The sequence below is a fragment of the Marinobacter sp. LV10MA510-1 genome, from assembly GCF_002563885.1.
In the GTDB taxonomy this organism is placed as follows: domain Bacteria; phylum Pseudomonadota; class Gammaproteobacteria; order Pseudomonadales; family Oleiphilaceae; genus Marinobacter.
The window spans coordinates 4,347,683-4,368,464 of record NZ_PDJA01000001.1 but is presented as its reverse complement, the minus strand read 5'-3'; the positions used below and the strand labels follow the sequence as shown (position 1 = coordinate 4,368,464).

Annotated in this window: 25 protein-coding genes and 3 tRNA genes; 5 read left to right on the top strand and 23 right to left on the bottom strand. The window is 53.7% G+C overall.

Translation table 11 applies throughout. The features are described 5' to 3' along the window. Nucleotides 1–117: 117 nt before the first annotated feature. From ATI45_RS21295 to ATI45_RS21235, 11 genes are all read right to left on the bottom strand, one after another. Nucleotides 118–684 carry a hypothetical protein gene (locus ATI45_RS21295; RefSeq protein WP_098421529.1) on the bottom strand — a complete coding sequence of 189 codons (567 nt, stop codon included), beginning with the start codon at nt 682–684 and terminating at the stop codon, nt 118–120. A 361-nt stretch (nt 685–1,045) separates the two neighbouring features. Further along, a complete protein-coding gene (locus ATI45_RS21290) occupies nt 1,046–1,423 on the bottom strand; it encodes a hypothetical protein (protein ID WP_098421528.1) in 378 nt (125 codons plus the stop codon). 1,277 nt (nt 1,424–2,700) lie between these two features. Continuing rightward, nucleotides 2,701–3,000: a hypothetical protein gene (locus ATI45_RS21275; RefSeq protein WP_098421526.1), complete on the bottom strand. Its 300-nt coding sequence runs from the start codon at nt 2,998–3,000 to the stop codon at nt 2,701–2,703. Next, the gene (locus tag ATI45_RS21270; RefSeq protein ID WP_098421525.1) at nt 2,997–3,209 is read right to left on the bottom strand and encodes a helix-turn-helix transcriptional regulator; all 213 of its coding nucleotides are present in this window, start codon (nt 3,207–3,209) and stop codon (nt 2,997–2,999) included. The genes ATI45_RS21275 and ATI45_RS21270 overlap by 4 nt, the downstream gene beginning before the upstream one ends. A 104-nt stretch (nt 3,210–3,313) precedes the next feature. Continuing rightward, nucleotides 3,314–4,189 (bottom strand): hypothetical protein, encoded by an 876-nt coding sequence (locus ATI45_RS21265; protein ID WP_098421524.1) that lies wholly within the window; start codon nt 4,187–4,189, stop codon nt 3,314–3,316. Nucleotides 4,190–4,323: 134 nt separating this feature from the next. Further along, nucleotides 4,324–4,539 carry a hypothetical protein gene (locus ATI45_RS21260; protein ID WP_098421523.1) on the bottom strand — a complete coding sequence of 72 codons (216 nt, stop codon included), beginning with the start codon at nt 4,537–4,539 and terminating at the stop codon, nt 4,324–4,326. A 15-nt stretch (nt 4,540–4,554) separates the two neighbouring features. Then, nucleotides 4,555–5,787 (bottom strand): tyrosine-type recombinase/integrase, encoded by a 1,233-nt coding sequence (locus tag ATI45_RS21255; protein WP_098421522.1) that lies wholly within the window; start codon nt 5,785–5,787, stop codon nt 4,555–4,557. Between the two features lie 200 nt (nt 5,788–5,987). Next, a tRNA-Val gene (locus ATI45_RS21250) sits at nt 5,988–6,063 on the bottom strand. Nucleotides 6,064–6,070: 7 nt separating this feature from the next. Continuing rightward, nucleotides 6,071–6,147 (bottom strand) — tRNA-Asp (locus ATI45_RS21245). A gap of 66 nt (nt 6,148–6,213) precedes the next feature. Next, nucleotides 6,214–6,289: transfer RNA gene (locus ATI45_RS21240), tRNA-Val, on the bottom strand. Nucleotides 6,290–6,465: 176 nt separating this feature from the next. Continuing rightward, entirely contained in the window at nt 6,466–7,464 is a 999-nt protein-coding gene (locus ATI45_RS21235; protein ID WP_098421521.1) for a hypothetical protein, read from the bottom strand. A gap of 109 nt (nt 7,465–7,573) precedes the next feature. Between ATI45_RS21235 and purE the strand changes: the two genes are divergently transcribed. The 3 genes from purE to ATI45_RS21220 all read left to right on the top strand — a co-directional run bounded on the left by purE (nt 7,574) and on the right by ATI45_RS21220 (nt 9,940). Then, nucleotides 7,574–8,065 (top strand): 5-(carboxyamino)imidazole ribonucleotide mutase, encoded by a 492-nt coding sequence (purE, locus tag ATI45_RS21230; RefSeq protein ID WP_098421520.1) that lies wholly within the window; start codon nt 7,574–7,576, stop codon nt 8,063–8,065. 69 nt (nt 8,066–8,134) lie between these two features. Further along, nucleotides 8,135–9,253, top strand: a complete 1,119-nt coding sequence (locus tag ATI45_RS21225; protein ID WP_098421519.1) for a 5-(carboxyamino)imidazole ribonucleotide synthase — start codon at nt 8,135–8,137, stop codon at nt 9,251–9,253. 108 nt (nt 9,254–9,361) lie between these two features. Continuing rightward, nucleotides 9,362–9,940 carry a superoxide dismutase gene (locus ATI45_RS21220; RefSeq protein WP_098421518.1) on the top strand — a complete coding sequence of 193 codons (579 nt, stop codon included), beginning with the start codon at nt 9,362–9,364 and terminating at the stop codon, nt 9,938–9,940. An 84-nt stretch (nt 9,941–10,024) separates the two neighbouring features. Here the strand turns inward: ATI45_RS21220 and ATI45_RS21215 are convergent, their stop codons facing one another. The 4 genes from ATI45_RS21215 to ATI45_RS21200 form a co-directional block, all read right to left on the bottom strand. Continuing rightward, nucleotides 10,025–10,267 (bottom strand): hypothetical protein, encoded by a 243-nt coding sequence (locus ATI45_RS21215; RefSeq protein ID WP_228736035.1) that lies wholly within the window; start codon nt 10,265–10,267, stop codon nt 10,025–10,027. Nucleotides 10,268–10,370: 103 nt separating this feature from the next. Then, nucleotides 10,371–12,023 (bottom strand): chaperonin GroEL, encoded by a 1,653-nt coding sequence (gene groL, locus ATI45_RS21210; protein ID WP_098421517.1) that lies wholly within the window; start codon nt 12,021–12,023, stop codon nt 10,371–10,373. A gap of 82 nt (nt 12,024–12,105) precedes the next feature. Then, the gene (gene groES / locus ATI45_RS21205) at nt 12,106–12,393 is read right to left on the bottom strand and encodes a co-chaperone GroES (RefSeq protein WP_007348748.1); all 288 of its coding nucleotides are present in this window, start codon (nt 12,391–12,393) and stop codon (nt 12,106–12,108) included. A 153-nt stretch (nt 12,394–12,546) separates the two neighbouring features. Next, nucleotides 12,547–13,068, bottom strand: a complete 522-nt coding sequence (locus ATI45_RS21200; RefSeq protein WP_098421516.1) for an FxsA family protein — start codon at nt 13,066–13,068, stop codon at nt 12,547–12,549. A 159-nt stretch (nt 13,069–13,227) separates the two neighbouring features. Between ATI45_RS21200 and ATI45_RS21195 the strand changes: the two genes are divergently transcribed. Both ATI45_RS21195 and ATI45_RS21190 read left to right on the top strand, forming a co-directional pair. Next, complete coding sequence (locus ATI45_RS21195) at nt 13,228–13,989, top strand: SDR family oxidoreductase (RefSeq protein WP_098421515.1); 762 nt, start codon at nt 13,228–13,230, stop codon at nt 13,987–13,989. A 106-nt stretch (nt 13,990–14,095) separates the two neighbouring features. Beyond that, complete coding sequence (locus ATI45_RS21190; RefSeq protein ID WP_098421514.1) at nt 14,096–14,371, top strand: helix-turn-helix domain-containing protein; 276 nt, start codon at nt 14,096–14,098, stop codon at nt 14,369–14,371. Here ATI45_RS21190 and ATI45_RS21185 read toward each other — a convergent pair. The 8 genes from ATI45_RS21185 to fliD all read right to left on the bottom strand — a co-directional run bounded on the left by ATI45_RS21185 (nt 14,366) and on the right by fliD (nt 20,648). Further along, nucleotides 14,366–14,719, bottom strand: coding sequence for an MGMT family protein (locus ATI45_RS21185; protein ID WP_098421513.1), 354 nt, complete (start codon nt 14,717–14,719; stop codon nt 14,366–14,368). The two genes, ATI45_RS21190 and ATI45_RS21185, sit on opposite strands and share 6 nt — an antisense overlap. Nucleotides 14,720–14,735: 16 nt before the next feature. Beyond that, nucleotides 14,736–16,082, bottom strand: coding sequence for an AmpG family muropeptide MFS transporter (locus tag ATI45_RS21180; RefSeq protein WP_179888440.1), 1,347 nt, complete (start codon nt 16,080–16,082; stop codon nt 14,736–14,738). Nucleotides 16,083–16,156: 74 nt separating this feature from the next. Beyond that, complete coding sequence (locus tag ATI45_RS21175; RefSeq protein ID WP_098421512.1) at nt 16,157–16,639, bottom strand: YajQ family cyclic di-GMP-binding protein; 483 nt, start codon at nt 16,637–16,639, stop codon at nt 16,157–16,159. Nucleotides 16,640–16,769: 130 nt separating this feature from the next. Then, nucleotides 16,770–17,132: a type II toxin-antitoxin system PemK/MazF family toxin gene (locus ATI45_RS21170; RefSeq protein ID WP_218925862.1), complete on the bottom strand. Its 363-nt coding sequence runs from the start codon at nt 17,130–17,132 to the stop codon at nt 16,770–16,772. Further along, nucleotides 17,101–17,304: a DUF2281 domain-containing protein gene (locus ATI45_RS21165; RefSeq protein ID WP_218926168.1), complete on the bottom strand. Its 204-nt coding sequence runs from the start codon at nt 17,302–17,304 to the stop codon at nt 17,101–17,103. Before ATI45_RS21165 ends, ATI45_RS21170 begins: the two co-directional genes overlap by 32 nt. 160 nt (nt 17,305–17,464) lie before the next feature. Continuing rightward, nucleotides 17,465–18,676, bottom strand: a complete 1,212-nt coding sequence (locus ATI45_RS21160) for an argininosuccinate synthase (RefSeq protein WP_098421510.1) — start codon at nt 18,674–18,676, stop codon at nt 17,465–17,467. Nucleotides 18,677–18,761: 85 nt separating this feature from the next. Beyond that, nucleotides 18,762–19,178, bottom strand: coding sequence for a flagellar export chaperone FliS (gene fliS / locus ATI45_RS21155; protein ID WP_098421509.1), 417 nt, complete (start codon nt 19,176–19,178; stop codon nt 18,762–18,764). Between the two features lie 63 nt (nt 19,179–19,241). Next, nucleotides 19,242–20,648 carry a flagellar filament capping protein FliD gene (gene fliD, locus ATI45_RS21150; RefSeq protein ID WP_098421508.1) on the bottom strand — a complete coding sequence of 469 codons (1,407 nt, stop codon included), beginning with the start codon at nt 20,646–20,648 and terminating at the stop codon, nt 19,242–19,244. Between the last annotated feature and the right edge of the window lie 134 nt (nt 20,649–20,782).

Genomic DNA, 20,782 nt, shown 5'->3' with positions numbered 1-20,782 from the left:
TCCTAGAACCCTACGTCTTTACGCGCCCTCGCGTACTGCGCAGAAACTGCACCCACGTGCAGGGTATTGTGGGGGCTGAGGGTTAGATACCCCCGGCTACCCGATTATGCGACAAATTCACAAACTTACGCTTTCTATCCAATACCGCTTACCCCCGGGCAAAGAAATCAAGTTGAATGTAAAACCTTTATTTTTCTTGCTCTCAATTGGTCCGAAGACGCGGTCTCCTTTTTCGAGCCATACACATGAACTCGACAATTTCGCTGAGTAATTACCTTTTTTCATTTCATCCGAGAAGCGTTGCCATGCCGCAAATTCTGGGCAGGCACTTCCTCCTGACTTCATACGTCGCTTAGGAAGGGATTTCGTAGCAGGCTTTGCCTTAGCTTCCAGTGGATAAGGCTTTAGGTTCGGGAAAGCTACTACCTTTCCCGAGGTTAGATAAATTGTGCAATCGAAACCTATTGTTGCGGCCGTCGCGTTGTATGGAACAACGTTGTAGTTAGCACGGTAGTGGTACTCAGAATTCAGGGTATATTCTTGAATAGTCTCTACGTGCGAATAGCTGGAGTAATGTTCCTGCAGCCAATTTGTACAGTCTTTTCGATGGGTATCTTCGGACCCGAACGAGGCTCCTGAAAATATCAATAGCGTGAGCAGCAAAACGGTTTGGACTTTAAGCATATGAAATCTCCATTGGCACATAACGCCAACATAAGGGGTGCGCAGCGAGGTACGAGCGGAGCATCCTAGTGAGTGCAACGAACGACTTAATGTTTTTGTGTACGCCCAGCATGGGCATGAACTAATGGGGTGAAGTCCCCTGTGGAAAGATCATCGTTCAGCCGGTTTTTACCCGATTGAACGCTAACCACTAGCGAATGGCAAGGGCCAGCTTGAAAGTGGTAGGTGATTTCGGGGCTTTCGGGCAATCTGACAATAGTGTTCATGGTCTGGGCTCCACCTCATTTCATGGGCTTTTTATAGTCGGGAAATATCATCAGACACAAAAAAACCGCTCAGGGCGGCTTGATTGATTCTTTTTTTACATCATCGCCGCCTGCATCTTCGTGTATATCTTGCTGTTAGCGGTGCAAAGGGCTTTCTTACCATCTTTGAATTTGACGATGAACGTCACATCCTTGCCCTTTCCTCCAATAACCAACCCGGCCAGCAATCCTACCGGGCCAAGCAGCGCAGCCCCGGCAAGACCCCATCCAGCAGTTCCGCCAATGCGTTTAACGGCCTCTTCGTTGGCGACTTCAAGCGACTCAACTTGATCCGCTGGGTAGCGCTCCATAGCAGTCCATGCGTCTTTTTTTGGCATCGAAAACATACCACCTAACATACCACCACCACCACTAAATATGCCTTTGCGGATCGTGTCGAAATCACCCGCCTGAATTTTAAACTCGCCGAACATAATCAATCCCTCCTTTGATCCAAAGAAACTGTAGCAGGTATACCCAGAGTTGGCCCTTTTCTATGCGGGAAACTTTTCCAGTCGAAAACCGGCAGCCTCGCGCGCGATACTTGTTCAGAAATCATCAGCCTCGCGCGCGTACTGTTCACAGCACAAAACTGTGCCCTCCAAAATCACTAGGAGTCAGTCCCGCGCGTGCGTACTGTTCAGCCTTTTTTACGAGTCAGAAAATTCTAATCACCCTCGTGCGCGTTACTGCTCCGAAAACCATCAGACTGGCATCGTCTAAGCTCGCGTTCTATGGCAAGGCGGACGAACTCGGACCGGTTGTGGTGACCTTGATTGCCGCCGGCCTTCGTTGCGGCATCAATGGAGTTTACGGTTTGGGCTTCCACTGAAACGATAAGGCGGACGGGCTCTCGAAACTTGCGGGGGTTTTTGCTCATAAGTGCGGCTCTCTCTGGTAACAGGCTTTTTAGTTTCAAGTTTTCTCAACTCCTAAGGGGCTGGCGGCGCTTTGGTGGGCATCCCGATACGCCCGCCATAGTTTGGCCCCTTCATCGCAATACCGGCGCTGTGGGGCGCGGCAAGCGGTGCAGGCCATAACGTAGCCTTCTGCCAGGGCGCGGGTAATGTCTCCGGCTTGGTAGCGTAGGGTGATTTGGGGCCGCCGTGTGTAAAAGCACTGTTCAAGGGCTGCATAAACCCCAATGAGAAGTGGTAGGGGGTGGCATAAGTAGGAGTGGTGTATAAACGACGTCTGTAGAACCTGAAAAAGCGGTCTACAGGTGTACAATTCGACACCTCTGGCCCTGTTTTCATATAACGGGGTGTCGAAAACGACGTCTGTGGGTGGTCTAGGGGTGTCGAATTCACACCGGTAGAGTTTTTATTCATGGCCTTTTTCCCAGTCATTTGTTGGCGCTCGATTCCGCCAGCAGGGCATCCACGTTAGCCTCCATGTTCGAGCTTTAGATTGTGTGCGGGAGCAAAAAAGGCTCTCGTCTATTTTGACGATAAAGCCAGCTTTCTCCAGATCCTTGAATGCCCGTATGGCGGGTTTGTTAGAGCACGGTATCTCGCGCTCTGCCTGCCGAACTCCAAAGCCCACTGGGTTAGCTGGCGTCCAATGCCGGTGCATAAGATGGATAAGCACCTTGGCGTAGGGGGTCAGTTTCAAGTACGCCTCAGAGGCCAGCAGGCGGCGCTGAATAACAACGGTTCCGCCTTTACCGTCAAACGGCAACTTAGACTTTTGCTTCGCCATAGTCCGGCCCTCACTTGGGGGCCAGTAGCAGGCGGGCAAGTTCCCTAGACTCTGGCTCCAAATGATAGATACCAGGGCGCGTCACAAAACCATCGCGGTCGATCTTCTCTACCCGTTCGGTGCGTATGCTCAGGTGGAATTTATCGCGCAGTTCGCCGATGTAGTGCGGGCTGTTGCTGGCCCCGGCTACCCGGTCGCCTGTCTCGCGCGGTAACGGACCTATTAGCAGTGCAACGATTAACCGGCGGTGCCTGGGGGTGATATAATTTTGCAGGCGCTTTGCTTTGGTGGCGGGCGTCTCGTTTTTCATGCCTTGCGCCCTTCCATGCGTTCAGCAATCCATTGGCGAATTACCGATTCAGGCCAGGCAACGGCGCGGGCTCCTATTTTGACAGGCTTTGGGAAGGTGCCGGCGGCCATACCGTCATAGATGGTGGTTCGCGCCATGCCGGTGACTTGTTCAACCTCCGGGCGGCGTAACATTCTGTCGAGTGGTGCGTAGTTGGTTTGTGCGGTCATGCCATAAACTCCCGATATCGTCCGATGTGATACGAGAAGCCATGGTCTAGTGTCTGCGGGGCATTAGGTGCCAACTGGCAAAAGCAATTGCCAACTGACAAAACCTAACCTTTCAATTCGGGGCAAGCCTTGAGTGCGGCGGTAATGGTGTTGCGAACGGTGGTTTCACTGAAGCCGTGCGGTGTGCGGTCGCTTTGACCGTCGCGTAAATGCTCTGTGGCCACTTTCGCCAGTTGTAAGACGTTGGGCTTACCCGCTTTGTTGTAGGTGCCGGGCTTCGCTGCAAGGCCTAATGCAAGGGCGGCAATGGTGCGCTGTAGGCGCTTTATTTCCGTTTCATCGTCTAACGTGGTGATTGCTGGCGGGCATTTATGGTGCTCTGTGTTGGTAGAGTCATCTGTAAGTAGCCTTGAAAGTTCGCTTTGTTTAACGACAAGATAGGTACCTTCGGGGATCCTTTCAGGTGGCACACTTATGATGACGTTTAAATCCATATCGAAAATCACTATCTTGTCATCGTAGGGTCCGTAGTAAAGCGATTTAAAAGTCCAAGGGTTGAGCCGGTCGATATCTGAATCTATCAATGTCTTGGAGTCGCCCCACAGCTTGTTTAATATCCGTTTGGCCGATTGAAATTCGAGATCCCATAACCCAACGTCAAGCATTACGTTTCCTTGATAGGCTACGTGAAATTTCTCACTGTTTATTATTGTTGGCGATGTTAGACCGCTTATTTCGACTTCTCGGTTTAGAGCATCCATTCTCTCACCGTCGGATAGTACGCCATGCGGTATTAGATGCCCGAAGGGTACCGAGTAGTCGCTCACCCCAGTAACTTTAATCGAAAGGGCGATTTGTTCGTTCACAGCCAGTTGCAGAACATCAGATACGGTTACTTCTGAATCACCCTCGGTGTTTCGCGTCAGATAGTTTGCGGCCTCGGTGAGGGTGTACCAGAGTTTGCGAATTAAAGGTTTCATTGTCGTTGCGCACCCATTAGCGCCCCTATGAGAAGGTAGGCCATGCCAGGCGGGTAGGGTTCCCGCTTTTCTCCTGGCCGGGATAGGCATGGCCAAAACGGTTATGGCTTACGCGCCGCTGGGTCTGGTGATCTTCATTGCCGCGTCTCCCATGCTGTAGCGCCATCGTAGTCATTGCCGCCAGCAGCTACCCACTCACAGCCGTTCGGTGCAATCGCTACACATCCAGGTTGCCAGCCTGCGGCATTGTCCAGACTGGACACCCAACCGGATACGGCATCGCCTGAAACGACAACAAAACCATCAGCGTGCTGTTTTCGGTTTTCGGCTATTTCGGTTTGTAGACTCATGATTCATCCCTTGGGTTATTTGCTGGCGGTCTGACCTATGGCCACCACGTTGTCGCCGGTTCTAAGGTTGTCCAGATAGTCGGCCCATTGCTGCATCATCTCTTTGCGCTCTGGTAGCCAGGTGGTGCGGTTGTAGGCTCTGCCGTGAACGTCACGGACACGGTGGGCCATCTGCATTTCTATGATTTCGGCGCGAAAGCCCAGGCGCTCTGTCAGCACGGTGGTGGCCATTGCCCGAAAGCCGTGGCCCGTCATCAGCCCTTTGAAGCCCATCCGGTTGAGCGCGGCTGAAACAGTGTTCTCGCTCATCGGTCGGCCCCTGCCGTGTCCGCTTGGGAATACCCACAACTCATGGCCGTTGAGGGTATGCATCTCGCGCAAGATACCCACAACTTGGCTGGCCAGCGGAACCACCAGCGGCTCCCCGTTCTTTGTGGTTTCGGCTGTCCAGGTGGCGGCGTCCCAATCAATCTCACTCCAGCGCATTTGCCGCAGGTTGCCGGGGCGCAGGAACACGTATGGCGCGACTCTCAGGGCGGCGCAAACGGTGGGGTGGCCCCAATAGGCGTGAAGCTCTTTCAGCAGCTTGGCGATTTCGTCAGGGGTCACTATGGCCGGGTAATGTTTAACGTCCGGTGGTGCGAGTAGCCCGCGTAAGTCGGCAGTGATGTCGTTCGGGGTGCGGCCCAGGCTCACGGCGTAGCGGAACACCTGGCCAATCAGGGTTTTCAGCCGGTTGGCGTTGTCGGCCTGCCCTTTGTTTTCAACAATGCGAAGAACGTCCAGCACTTCCATGGGCTTAATCTCCGTAATCGGGCGGCGGCCCAACTTCGGGAAAGCGTGCATTTCAAAGCGGCGTTTGTTCTTTGGGTAGGTATTGGGGCCAACGGTCTTTTTGTGAACGTCTTCCAGCCATTCCAGGGCTATGGCCTGAAACGTATTGGCGCTGGCGTCCTGGCGGTCGGTCTTGCCGGTGGCGCGCTGGGTTACGGGGTCTTGCCCTTCATCAATCAGGCGCCTGGCTTCCTCACGTCCGGCGCGGGCATCTTTCAACGATACAGCAGGATACTTGCCCAACGTGTAGGTGCGTTCTTTGCCGTTGTAGCGGTAGCGCATCCACCAGACTTTAGAATCAGGCCGGACGACCAGGGTTAGCCCTCCCCCGTCCGCCAACTTGCGTTGCGCTTGGCCTTCGGTGGTGGCGTTCTTTACTGCGGCGGCTGTTAGCTTGTTGGTGGCTTTGCTCATGGGTTGCGGCTCACACTGTGGGTATGAATCTGGCCAAAAACGGGTATGGCCAAACGATACCCACAACCATACCCGCAACTATTGCCGGATTCTAGCGGTACAGTGTGGAACTAACAGGACGGTATTTTGTGCGAAAGCGCCATTTGGCGCGGTGTGACGGGGTGTTTTGAGTTCCGAGAAGGTACTGCAAAAACCAGAAATGGTGGGTGGTACTGGGATCGAACCAGTGACCCTCGCCTTGTAAGGGCGATGCTCTCCCAGCTGAGCTAACCACCCAGATAGTTGGCGGAGCGGACGGGACTCGAACCCGCGACCCCCGGCGTGACAGGCCGGTATTCTAACCAACTGAACTACCGCTCCGCAGCCATCCGGATTTACCCGAATGCAATGTCAGGTGTTGTGCCTGACATATCTTTGAAGGCTAAGTGGTGGGCGGTACTGGGATCGAACCAGTGACCCTCGCCTTGTAAGGGCGATGCTCTCCCAGCTGAGCTAACCGCCCGCTTTGGCCTTTCAAAGATTCACTGTTTGCATCTGCCACTTGGCAAACGTGTCTCAAACAAGTGAGCTGCGCATTTTAAGTATTTCTGCCTCGGTGTCAAATGTTTTGCCGAAAATTCCCTTAAAAAGCCGTCACGCCGGAAATCCGTTCATTCACTGACCTGTTTACCGATCCGCCTACTGGCCTGCTAGCTTTGCCTGCACGTCATTTACTTCCTGCGACAATCGCACCAGGCGCGATGTCATTTGCGAGCGCGACGAATCAATCACCTCAACGGTTTGTTTCAAGCCGGCCACTTCCCGCTGCACGGCCTCCAGCCGGTTACCGCTGGCTGTGCCTGTAACCTCTTTTTCCAGCGCCGCAATACGGCTTTCAATACTGCTGGTGGTCAGTTTCTGTTCCTGCTCAAAACGGCGAATAGACGCTGCAATGCGCTCGTCAACGCTCTTGGCTAAGGTCTCAGTTTTCTGATTTGCCGCAGCCAGCTCCGTTTTAAGCGACGATGCACTGGTCTGAACAGCGCTTACCCTGGCCGCCAGCTCAGCGCGCTCGCCCTGTTGTAGTTTGACGGCTTCGCTCATAGCGGTTTCCGCACTCGCCAGCGAGGCCTGAACGCTCACCAAATCGTTGCGATTTTTGCCAAGTGCCGTTTCAAGTTCGCTAATCGCCGCCGCCTGCTGCTCTAGCTGCTGCTTGTTGCGCTCATTGGCAATAACCCACAGTTTACGAATTTCACTATCGGCGTTATCCAGCCGCGCCTTCTGTGACGCCAGTTGCTCATCCAGCGACACACCGGCTTCCTGAAGGTTCTCGCCGGTTTCAGACAAGGTACCCTCAAATCGCGCCAGCGCCAGCTTGCTTTGGCGTACCCAGCTGTCGGCTTCCTCCACTTCGCTTTCCAGCGCCTGAATACGCTGGCCCTGTATGTACCAGCCGCCAACGGCCACACACGCCAACACAATAACCAGCAGCCACAAAATCCCTGCGCCACCGTTGCCATTACTGCTGCCTTTCGACCCGCCGCCGGCCGCGGCTTTCGGAGTTTCCGGGGGCTTCGGCGGTTTGCTCTGGCTGGCTGGCGCAGGTTTGGCGCTGCCTGCAGCCCTCGCAGAGCCCATTGGGCTATCCGGCCGCTCGGCTCTTAATTCATCGTTATCTGGTCGAATAGGTTCCATATCGGGTCCTTAACTGAGTCGCTGTTCTGTGCTTGCGCCGCGCCGATTGCATGGCTTTGGGCCACATCATACAATAGCCGGCTTTCCAATCATCGAAGGATTGTTGCTTATGCAACCGCTGGTAGGACTCATTATGGGTTCCAAATCCGACTGGCCCACCATGGAAAACGCCGCCAACATGCTCGACAAGCTTGGCGTGGCCTATGAAACCAAAGTCGTCTCTGCCCACCGCACCCCAGACCTGCTGTTCGAATACGCCAAAACAGCAGCCGACCGCGGCCTGAAAGTTATCATAGCCGGCGCCGGCGGTGCAGCCCACCTACCGGGTATGGTAGCCTCGCAGACCTCCTTACCGGTGCTTGGAGTGCCCGTACAGTCCAAAGCCCTGAACGGACTAGACTCGTTACTGTCTATCGTACAAATGCCCGGCGGCATCGCCGTAGGCACCCTGGCCATCGGCAACGCCGGCGCCACCAACGCAGGTTTGCTGGCAGCCCAGATAATCGGCACCTTTGACCACACCGTGCGCCAAGCTGTTGACGAATTCCGCAGCACTCAAACCCAATCGATTCTGGACAACCCGGATCCGTCGGATTCATAACGTTAGTGCCAAAGCCCATCCGTGCAAACACTCAAATTAAGTTGCGAACACAATGACAGGAGAAAACAAATGAGAATTGGCGTACTAGGCGCCGGCCAACTGGGAAGAATGCTCGCCCTGGCAGGTTACCCACTGGCCAAGAACTTTGTATTCTACGACATGTCAGGCAGCCCCAGTGCCGGCATAGGCGAAACCATCAGCGACCCTGAAGGCCAAAGGCTGGACGAGTTCCTGAGCAAGGTTGACCGCGTAACTTACGAATTTGAACACCTACCGGTAGAAGTCGCCGAAAAGATTGCAGCGAAAACCACCGTGCACCCCTGCCCCCGCGCATTGCAGATATGCCAGAACCGCGAAGCCGAAAAAACACTGTTTGGCCAGCTGGGCATTCCTACACCGCAATGGAAAATCGCAGACAGCGCCGAAACCCTAAAAGCCGCCGCTAAAGAACTGGGCTGCCCGGTGGTCGCCAAGTCCAACACCGAAGGCTACGACGGCAAAGGCCAGGCCGTATTGAAAAGCCCGGAAGACGCCGCCGCTGCCTGGCAGAGCATTGGCCACTCACGCCTGATGGTCGAAAAATTTGTCAACTTCAATCGCGAACTGTCGATTATTGCCGTACGCGCCGAATGCGGCGATGTGGCGTTTTATCCCATGGCGGATAACGACCACCACCAGGGCATTCTGCGCTACTCCGTTGCCCCGGCACCAAAACTACAACCCCACCTGCAAAGCGAAGCTGAAGACTATATTCGCGGCTTACTGACCGAATTGGACTACGTGGGCGTATTGACACTTGAGCTGTTTGAAACATCAAACGGCCTTGTGGCGAACGAAATGGCTCCGCGAGTGCACAATTCCGGGCATTGGACCATAGAAGGCGCCATGACCAGCCAGTTCGAAAATCATGTACGTGCCGTCAGCGGACACGCTCTGGGTAACGTAGAACCGCGGGGCGTTAGCTGCATGATTAACATTATTGGCGAGCACGGCGAGATCGAGCGGATTTTACAACTGCCCTACGCCCATGTTCACCTGTACAACAAGCAAGAACGACCTGGCCGCAAACTGGGCCACGTGAATATTCTTGCCGACAGTTACCAAGAGCTGGTTTGGCGAGTGCGTAATTGCGCTCAATTTTTGCCCGGTTGCCCGGAATTTAACAGTTCCTTAATCTTAAAGGGTTGATCTGGCCCAATGCGGACCTATAGTTAGTAGTTGTAACGAAGCACTAATAACGAAGCTCTGATAACGAAGCTATTCATATAAAATCGAGAGAAAACGGAGAACGACCTCATGGCCTTTGAACTACCTGCACTGCCGTACGAAAAAAACGCTCTGGAACCGCACATTTCCGCGGAAACTCTGGATTATCACTACGGCAAGCATCACAACACCTATGTCACCAAGCTGAACGGCCTGGTTGAAGGTACCGACGACGCCAACAAGTCGCTGGAAGACATCATCAAAAGCGCCAGCGGCCCGCTGTTCAACAACGCAGCCCAGGTGTGGAACCACACATTTTACTGGCACTGCCTGAGCCCCAACGGCGGCAACGAGCCAACCGGCGCAGCCAAAGACGCTATCGAAAAAGCCTTCGGTTCTTTCGATGACTTCAAAAAAGAATTCAACGACAAAGCCGCCAACAACTTCGGTTCTGGCTGGACCTGGCTGGTTAAGAAAGCCGACGGCAGCGTTGCCATTGCAAACACCAGCAACGCAGAAACACCGCTGACTGGCGCAGACAAGCCAGTGCTGACAGTCGACGTGTGGGAACACGCCTACTACGTTGATTACCGCAACTCACGCCCAGACTACCTTGCCGCTTTCTGGAAGCTGGTAAACTGGGACTTCGTGAACAAGAATCTGGCTTAAGTAGGTCAGACCGGTGACGAATCGGGGACGGATTTCAAATCCGTCCCCGGTTTCACCCCCTACCCGTTATACAAAAATGCCCGCCTAGTGCGGGCATTTTTGTGAACTTCCGGGGCTGAACAGGCTGTCAATCGAACGGTCCACACTGTTATCCGGCAGGCACAGCTTTTCGCGGAGGTGCAGGTCGATTTCCCGCAACGACTGGTACTTGTTGTCGGTGACGGCGGCGGCGTCTACTTTGCCCAGCATGATGGTCGGGCGCAGGATAGGCACCAGCGCCAGCAGTAAAAGGCGATACCGGGGCGAAAAAAGGTTTTTAAGCGCCATAAAAAAACCCCCGAAAATGGCCGCAATTTTCTGCGGTCACCATTCGGAGGTTTTTAAACTATGGTAAAGCAGGCTGGCCGCTGTTAACCAGCGGCCGGGGGCATTACATCATGCCGCCCATGCCTCCCATTCCACCCATGCCGCCCATATCAGGCATGGCGCCGCCAGACTTCTCGTCTTCTGGCTCGTCGGCAATCATCGCTTCGGTTGTGATGATCAGGCTGGCTACGGAAGCCGCGGCCTGCAACGCAGAGCGGGTCACTTTGGCTGGGTCAAGGATGCCCATTTCCAGCATGTCGCCGTAGGCTTCGGTGGCGGCGTTGTAGCCGTAAGCACCGGTGCCTTCACGTACTTTCGCAACAACAACAGAGGCTTCACCGCCGGCGTTGTATACGATCTGGCGCAGAGGAGCTTCCATCGCGCGGCGCAGAATGTTCACACCGGCTCTTTGCTCTTCATTGAGGGTCTCAACGCTGTCCAGAGCCGCCAGAGCGCGAATCAGGGTTACGCCGCCGCCAGGCACAATGCCTTCTTCAACCGCTGCGCGGGTGGAGTGCAGTGCGTCTTCAACGCGGGCTTTCTTCTCTTTCATTTCTACTTCGGAACCGGCACCAATCTTGATAACGGCAACGCCGCCAGCCAGCTTGGCTACACGTTCCTGCAGCTTCTCTTTGTCGTAGTCTGAGGTGCTGTCTTCGATCTGCTTACGGATCTGCTCAACGCGCGACTGAATGTCAGCCTGTGCGCCGGCACCGTCAATGATCGTGGTGTTTTCTTTGGTCAGGTTCACACGCTTGGCGGTACCCAGGTCGTCCAGAGTGGTGTTCTCCAGGCTCAGGCCCACTTCTTCGGAAATCACAGTACCGCCAGACAAAATGGCGATGTCCTGCAGCATTTCCTTGCGACGGTCACCAAAACCAGGCGCCTTCACAGCGGCTACTTTCACAATGCCGCGCATGTTGTTGACGACCAGAGTCGCCAGCGCTTCGCCTTCAATGTCTTCGGCGATGATCATCAGCGGCTTACCCGCTTTGGCAACCGCTTCCAGCACCGGTAGCAGTTCACGAATGTTGGAGATTTTCTTGTCTACCAGCAGGATGTACGGGTCATCCAGCTCGACGCTCATGTTGTCCTGGTTGTTGATAAAGTACGGCGACAAATAGCCGCGATCGAACTGCATACCTTCAACCACGTCCAGCTCGTCTTCCAGGCCACGGCCTTCTTCAACGGTGATAACGCCTTCTTTACCCACACGCTCCATGGCGTCAGCGATCAGCTGGCCAATGGTTTCGTCGCCGTTGGCAGAAATGGTCGCTACCTGGGCGATGCTGCGGCTGTCGTCGCAGGGCTTGGCCATATCACCAATCGCCTTAACTGCAGCGATAGTGGCTTTGTCGATGCCGCGCTTCAGGTCCATCGGGTTCATGCCGGAAGTAACGGCTTTCAGGCCTTCATTAACGATGGCTTGGGCCAGAACGGTAGCGGTGGTGGTGCCGTCACCGGCTGTTTCGTTGGCCTGTGAAGCAACTTCCTTCACCATCTGCGCGCCCATGTTTTCGAACTTGTCTTTCAGTTCGATTTCTTTGGCTACAGATACGCCGTCTTTAGTGACAACAGGTGCGCCGTATGACTTTTCCAGTACCACATTGCGGCCTTTGGGGCCCAAGGTGACTCGTACTGCGTCGGCCAGAACGTTAACGCCTTTAACCATGCGCTTGCGTGCGCTGTCACCAAACTTAATTTCTTTAGCTGCCATGTCTTCTGTTCCTGTTCGTTAAACCGAAATGATGAAATCACCGGGTTAATGAGAATGTGCGCAATATGCCAGAGCTTTCAGATCACTCAAGCACGCCGTAGATGTCGCTTTCGCTCATGATAAGCAGGTCTTCGCCGTCAATTTTCACGGTGTTACCGGCATACTGGCCGAATACCACGGTGTCACCGGCCTTAACGGCCAGAGGGCGAACTTCGCCGTTATCCTGAACGCGGCCATTGCCAACAGCGATCACTTCGCCCTGGGACGGCTTTTCTTTGGCGTTACCCGGCAGCACGATGCCGCCTGCGGTTTTCTCTTCTTCTTCTTTACGGCGCACGACAACGCGGTCGTGTAGCGGACGAATTTTCATTGTTCGAATGCTCCAATAGTCAGATTAAAAGTGGCCCTGAATTACCCGACCTGCGCGCCTGCTGACGTATCAGCGGCTGCCTGTCTGCGGTGAACTTGTGAAGGGTATTTGGGGTAGTGCGTAGGGGTTTTCAACGCCCGCACGAAAAAATTTTTACTTTTTATCAATGCGGTCGTGGCGGGTTTCCGTTTCGTCGCGGTACTCGCCTTCAATGATGTCGCCGTTGGCGTCGCGGTCAAACGGTTTTTGGCGCCCGAACGGGCCTTGCTCACCACCAAACTGACCGGATTGACCGTTAAACGAGAAGCCGCCAGCCGAACCAACAACCGTCAGCCGCTTGATGGCCTGCCCCACCAGCCACTGGCGGGTGAACGGCAGCAAACACATAAAACCGAAGAAATCCGTAATGAACCCCGGCGTTAACAACATCGCGCCGCCGGCTGCCAGAATCAGACCCTCGGCCACTTCCTGGGCGGGCAACTCGCCAGAATTCATGCGCTGGCGGGCCCTTAGCAGCGTGGCAAGGCCCTGCTGCTTAAGCAGCCAGGCGCCCAGAATCGCCGTCAGGAACACCAATGCCACCGTCTGCAAAACGCCGATCATGGTGCCTACCTTTATTAGGACGACCAGTTCTGCAACGGGCACAACAACAAACAGCAACAAAAAAAATGGCACTGAACTCTCCTTTACGCGTAATTTCGATAGCAACGTACAGATAATAGCAACGCGCATATAGCGACCTGTTATACTAGCGCACAAAATACCTATAACTGCTCAGCGGACACACATTATCCGCAATAGTAATGTTCACTCACTATTTTTAGGGCAAAATCGATGATACTTCAAGATTCCGTAGTTGCAATTACCGGCGGTGGCCAGGGTTTGGGGCGCGCCATGGCTGAATTCCTGGCGTCCAAAGGCACCCGTGTGGCGCTGATTGACCTGATGCCGGAAAAACTGGAAGAAGCCGTTGCCGCCTGCAAGGAAGCCGGGGTTGAAGCAAAAGCCTACGTTTGCAACGTATCGAAAGAAGAAGATGTTGAGAAAACCTTCGCGCAAATTGCTGAAGATTTTGGTCAGCTTAACGGACTGGTCAACAACGCCGGTATTCTGCGCGATGGCCTGATGGTTAAAGCAAAAGACGGCGAAATCATTAAGCGCATGGAACTGTCAGAATTTCAGGCGGTTATCAACGTCAACCTGACCGGCGTGTTCCTGTGTGGCCGTGAAGCCGCCACCCAGATGATCAAAACCGGCAGCCGCGGCGCGATCATCAACATTTCATCCATTGCCCGCGCTGGCAACATGGGCCAGAGCAACTACTCCGCTGCAAAAGCCGGCGTAGCGGCACTGGCAACCGTATGGGCGAAGGAACTAGCCCGTTACAACATCCGTAGCATGGCCATTGCACCGGGCTTTATCGAAACCGATATGACCGCGTCTATGAAGCAGGAAGCTCTGGAAAAATTGTGCGCAGGCATCCCGGCCAAGCGCATGGGCCAGCCTTACGAAATCGCCCAGACCGTCGCGTTCATTCTTGAGAACGATTACGTCAGCGGCCGCGTGATTGAAGTCGACGGCGCGATGCGTCTGTAGCTAAGTAGCTAAGTAGCTAAAAAAATCGCCTCGACTGGCTAAAATACTTTACAAAAAGTGCAATTGAAGCTTAAATGTAAAGTATATTAGCCAGCCGAGGTGCATTGTGGACTATCAAAGCTTAGGGCAAACCCTCTCAACACTGCGCCAGCAAAACGGCGTATCCCAGCAAACGCTGGCAAACCACCTCGATATTTCCCGCGCCACCATTAACGCTCTTGAAAATAACCGATCAGGCGACATCGGCATCCGCAAAGTCATGAAAATACTCGATTACCTGGGCAAAGAGCTGGTTATTCGAGATAAATCGCCGTTCCCGACGTTTGAGGAGCTGCGTGATGAAAATGAACGGAATATTCGCGTGCATGGCAAGCTCTTATAACCAACCAAATCGCGACATCGAAACACGCCCGTTAACCACGTAGACGCCTTCTTCCCGTAAGCGGTTGACCTGTTCCTGATAGGTCTCTGAGCCTGGCGCAAAGGCGATCTGGCCGTTACTGCGAATTACGCGATACCAGGGCACGCTGTGGCCTTGTGGAAGCTTGCCCAGGGCTCGGCCTATGTAACGAGCTTGCCGACCCAGGCCTGCCATGGCGGCAACCTGGCCATAACTTGCCACCTTGCCCGCCGGTATTGCCAGCACTACCAACCAGATTTTCTGGTCTTTGTTGGGCTCTGCAACGCTGTCAGGCTTTATTGTCTTACTTTTCACAGAACTACCCTTCATAGCGCTACTCCTTAGCCTACTCCCTTGCCGTGTCACTCGCAGGCGCATCCTCGCTGCCAGAGTTGTCCGGCGCCAGCGCATCCAGGCGCTTACCATGTCGCATCATTATCATGGTCAGCACGATGGCCGGCACGCCCAGCAATCCCGCCACCAGGAAGAACTCCGCGTAGCCGTAGTTGGCCACAACCATGCCGGAGAAACCGCCCAAAAACTTGCCGGGTAATGTCATCAACGAACTGAACAGCGCGTATTGGGTAGCCGTGAAGGAAGCGCTGGTCATGCTGGACAACCAGGCAATCAACGCCACGTTGGCGATGCCGCCGCTTAAGTTATCGGCGCTGACCACAACGGCAAGCGTTGCAAGATTCGGTGGATATTGTGCCAGCACCACAAACAGCAGGTTGGTCAGCGCCGTCATAATGGCGCCCAGCAGCAATATACGCCGCACGCCGTAACGAATTACCAGTAGACCACCCAGCAGCGAGCCGCCTATGGTCATGAAAAATCCAAAGATCTTTGTAACGTCCGCAACCTCGGTTTTGCTGAAGCCCATAAAGGTTAAATAAAACGGATTGGCCATCACGCCCATAGCGATGTCGGAAATACGGTATACCGCCACCAGCAGAAGTATGGCCACCGCCAGCTCGCGATAACGTTGGAAGAAATCCACAAACGGCCCGGCAATCGCCACGTAAAACCAGCTTGCGAACCTGGCCAGGCATGGCGAAAGATGGGAATGATGTGCGGCCTGCAGCTGAATTTTTTCGGCAATATCCTGCGCGGCTTTAAAGTGATTGACGCTCGGCTCACGCACGATCAGAACCGTCGCCATGCCTACGCCCACCAGCGCCGCCATCACCTCGTAAGACACCTGCCAGGACCAGAATTCCGCCAGATACAAAGCGCCGGCGCCAGCTACCAGTAACGCCAGCCGGTAGCCGAATATGTAAGTGGCAGCCAGCGCGGCTTGCAAGCGTTGTTCAGCGATTTCAATACGGTAGGCGTCTATAGCCACATCTTGAGTGGCGGACGAGAAAGCCACCAGCAAGCCACACAGGGCCATCATTTCAGGTGCGCTAGTGGCATCGGTGTGGGCCATCAGATACAGGCCAGCGGCTATGCCTACCTGGGCCAGCAACATCCAGCTGCGGCGCTTGCCCAGCCACTTATCCAGAATGGGCAATTTCAAGCGGTCGACCACCGGCGCCCAGAACACTTTTATGGAATACGTAATACCCAGCCAGCTGAAAAAGCCGATGGTGGCGGTTTCCACGCCCACGTCCGCCAGGCGGGCGTTCAGCGTTGAGAAAACCAGCAAGAATGGCAGGCCAGCCGAGAACCCCAGAAACAACAGGGCAACCACCTGCCAGCGGGAATAAACGCGCAGGGTTTCCCGCCAGGCGGCCCGCCGGGGTTCAACAGAAATGATAAGCCGCCTTATTCGCGGAAGTTGTTAAATTGCAGGGGCACGTCCAGCTCGGCTTCGCGCAGCATGGCCATGGCTTCTTGCAGGTCATCACGCTTCTTGCCGGTTACCCGCACTTTGTCGCCCTGAATACTGGACTGAACCTTCATCTTTTGGTCTTTGATCAGTTTCACGATCTTTTTGGCCATATCGGTTTCAAGGCCCTGTTTTAGCTCCAGGTGCTGCTTCACCAGCTTGCCGGCTTTGCTGTCGCCGTTTTCCGACAGCGCGCGGCCGTCAATATTGCGCTTGGCGAAAGCCATACGCAGCATGTCCAGCAGCTGCTCCAACTGGAATTCTTGCGGGGCGCTGATGGTAATGCCCTTGTCGTCCAGCTCTACATCGGCGTCTACATTTTTGAAGTCCCAACGATTGCCAAGATCGCGCTTGGTTTGGTCAACCGCGTTGGTTACTTCGTGCATATCGATTTCAGAAACAATATCAAAAGAAGGCATAATCGTTATTCTCCAAAATCTGAGGCGGGTATACCCACAACGTAAAATAATGGTGGGCAAGCATACCAAGACAAGGCTCTCCCCGCACCTGACAACGGACTGCAATAGGCAACGCGGTGCGAATTACACCTCAGACAAGGTCTAGAACATTCTGCACCAGCTTTTTAAGCCTTAGTTGATCACCAGCACTGAGCGTGCCCAGCTTTTTAAGAACAATCACTTGATCGACTGTCGCTATCAGGGGTTTGAATAATGACGGTTTGATTAAACCTGCCTGCCCCCAGTCAGCAATCATAGCTTCGCCATAAGTCAGGGGATCCTTAATCCGGCTGGTTATCGCCAGCAATATAACATCGGGGCGGTAAGCCTGATAGGAAGTGGAGCTGAGAATGACTGCGGGGCGCTTTTTGGTCGTCTTAAGATTGGTAAAGGGAAAGCCAACAAGAACGACATTCCCAAATTCATAACTTGTCGTAGACTGAATCATCGTCATTATCCCATACCTTCTGGAAAGGAGCCTCTGCCCCTTGCGCGAAGTCCTTGCGCATGTGATGTTCTCGATCTTTCTGGCTTAAAAAATCAATAAAGTCTTCCACCTCCGACAAGCGACCCGACGGAAGATGCTCAAGCTTTTTAATCAACTGCTGAACCCGGCTTTCCATCATGCCTCCCGCTAGCTCAGTTGCTTTGAATTAGTATCACACAACGGAAGTCAAAATTCCTCGAAGAGTTCGGGCAAATTAAAGTAAAAATTCCGGCCGGAACAACCGGGCCGGCAGAGCCGGCCCGGAAGTATCGCGCTATCTTCCAGTCGCCAACTGAAACTTACAGCTTGCGACCTTTGCTGGCGGCAATGCGCAAGCGCAGAGCATTCAGCTTGATAAAGCCTTCGGCGTCTTTTTGATCGTAAGCGCCTTCGTCTTCTTCAAAGGTGGCAATCTTCTCGTCAAACAAGGAATCGTCTGACTTGCGGCCCACTACGTCTACGTTGCCTTTGTACAATTTCAGGCGCACGGTGCCGTTGACGTAGGTTTGAGTCTGGTCAATCAGCGCCTGCAGAGCTTCGCGCTCTGGCGACCACCAGTAACCGTTGTAGATTACCTCGGCGTAGCGCGGCATCAGGCTGTCTTTCAGGTGCGCTACTTCGCGGTCCAGAGTCAGGGACTCAATGGCGCGGTGAGCGCGCAGCATAATGGTGCCACCCGGGGTTTCGTAGCAGCCGCGGGACTTCATGCCCACATAACGGTTCTCTACGATGTCCAAGCGGCCAATGCCGTTGTCGCCGCCAACCTTGTTCAGGTGCGCCAGCACTTCGTGGGCTTTCATAGCCTGGCCGTCTACCGCAACAATGTCGCCTTTGGCGTAGGTGATTTCAATGTAGGTCGGGGTATTCGGCGCTTCTTGTGGCGAAACACTCCAGCGCCACATGTCGTCCTCGGCTTCGCACCAGGGATCTTCCAGGTTCATGCCTTCGTAGGAGATGTGCAGCAGGTTAGCGTCCATGGAATAAGGCGATTTGCCCTTTTTCATGTCGACCGGAATGTCGCGTTCGGCGCAGTAGGCCAGCAGTTTTTCGCGGGAATTCAAATCCCACTCACGCCAGGGCGCGATCACTTTCACGCCGGGCTTCAGGGCATAAGCGCCCAGCTCGAAACGAACCTGGTCATTACCCTTACCGGTTGCGCCGTGGGAAATGGCGTCAGCGCCGGTAGAGTTGGCGATCTCAATCAGGCGCTTGGCAATCAAAGGGCGGGCGATAGAGGTACCCAGCAGGTACTCGCCTTCATAAACCGTGTTGGCGCGGAACATGGGGAAAACATAGTCACGCACAAATTCTTCGCGCAGGTCTTCAACGTATATTTCTTTTACGCCCAGCGCTTTGGCTTTTAACCGCGCCGGTTCTACTTCCTCGCCCTGACCGATGTCGGCGGTAAAGGTAACCACTTCACAGCCGTAAGTGTCTTGCAGCCACCGCACGATAACCGAGGTATCCAGGCCCCCGGAATAGGCCAGTACTACTTTGTTAATATCAGACATGCCCTTGCTCCACACACAATACTATGGATGTATCGAATTTAAGCGACACATTGTACGGCAGCAAGGGTGCCTTGGCTATTAGGCCTTATACAGCTTGGGCTTGGGCTTGGGCTTGGGCTTGGGCCATGACTTCGCCGCGAATGCCGTCCCAGCCTTCTTTTACTGCGCGCAGCAAGTCCGCCACTTCGTCCAGTTTAGCTACATCGTTGCGTGCGCTGGCCTCTAACAAGGTGCGCTCCATATAGTCGTACAAACTTTCCAGACTAGCGGACAGGTCGCCGCCTTTTTCAAAGTCCAGAAAGCTCCGCAGCCCACCGATTATTTCAATGGCTTTATTAATCAGCTTACCTTTACCCGCATAATCTTTTGCCTGCATACGAGCTTTGGCCATGTTGATACGCTCTAAAGCACCGCTGTATAACAGCTGAATCAACCGGTGAGGATCAGCATCGATGATGCTGGTTTGGGTGTTGATACGTTGATACGCTTGTAAACCATTCATGATGTGCCTCTTTTTACGATATTCTTGATCATTTAACCAAGAGAACTCATTAAACCATAGCGCTTAATTGTCACCGCTGCGCTGCGGCATCAAAGCCGCAAGTTGCTGCTGCACGTAACTGCCAGTGCTTTGAATCCGGGAGATCACTTGATCTGCTGCAGAGAACTGTTTAATTAGCCTCTCTTCATAGCTAGCAATTCGATCACCCAGGTCAATGCGATCATCCTCAATACGCTGAAGAGTCTTACTAAGGCCTTCGGTGCGAATGGCCAACGCTCCACCACCGGCTAGAAATGTCTCAACCGAATCCACCATCTGACGCGCTATACCGTCACCAGCTTCTGATTCGGCAAACAGCGCAGTCATGGCGTCAGGATTCGCTTCGAGCTGCTCCTGAAATTTAATTTCATCAAATTCCAATTTGCCCGTACTTACCTCCGTCTTAATACCGATATCTGCCAACATCCGAACTGGGGAGCTTTCCAAGCCTGGCGGCACCGAAGTCAACATCTGACGTAAGTCATTCTGAATGCCACGAATTGCTGAATCCCCACTTAAAACCCCACCTTGCTCGGAGCCCAAATTGAATCCAGAAACACTCTTTATTTGATCTTGGAGCGCATTGAATCTGTCAACAAATGCCTGTACCCGACCAGCTACTTCAGCAGCGTCTTGCGTGATTTTGACGACAGAAACGCCGGTATCTTTGAGATTAAATGCGACACCATCGACAACCCCGTCTACAGTATTACTTGAACGGGTCACCTCAATACCGTTAACGTCCAGGATCGCATTCTGGGCAGGGACGGTCTCTTTCATATTGGAAACCGCGTCGTCGAAGACAAATTGCGACAAGCCACTCGAGTCAGTATTGTTACCATCGCTGTCCGCAGCAGAAATCGAGGCCTCATTGGCGGAACCAGATTCATCCGAAGACATCACTAATCGATATCCGTTACCGGTATCTACGATACCTGCTGACACCCCCGCCTTTGCCCCATTAATGGCATCCGCAATTCCCTCAAGGGTATTATTGGATTCATCGATAACAATATTGGTGGTATTGCCGCCCACATTGAGAGTGAGCGTACCAGCACCCAATTGAGTAGTGTCCCTATCCACAAACTCACTTGAAGCCAAAGACTGCGCCTGGGCCAGCTGCTTCACATCAAGACTGTAGTTACCCCGGCTGGCCTGTGAGGACTCAACATCAACATCCAGTATAGCTTCGTTAGAAGATGAGGCAACAAAAGCGCTCATACTGTCAGGCCGACTCAACGCTTCCATGGGGGATCGCAAAGATTCAAGAGCACTACGAATCCTGCCATAAGCAGAAATCTCTGCCTGAGTTTCGGATTCCCGCCGATCGAGGCGCATTTCAGTTGGCGCACGTTCCGCATCAACGAGCTTATTCACCAAATCGTTGGTGAAAATGCCCGAACCGGCCCCTAAAGATGAAATTGCTGCCATGGTTTTGCCTCCTCAAAAGGCTTTTACATTGCTGTGATTAGTTTGACGGCCAATAGCGGCAAAACCTTGCCGCTCTCTTTAAAACTTTAGTGTTGCGACGGGTGAAGCATCCTGAAACCTTTAACAAACAACGC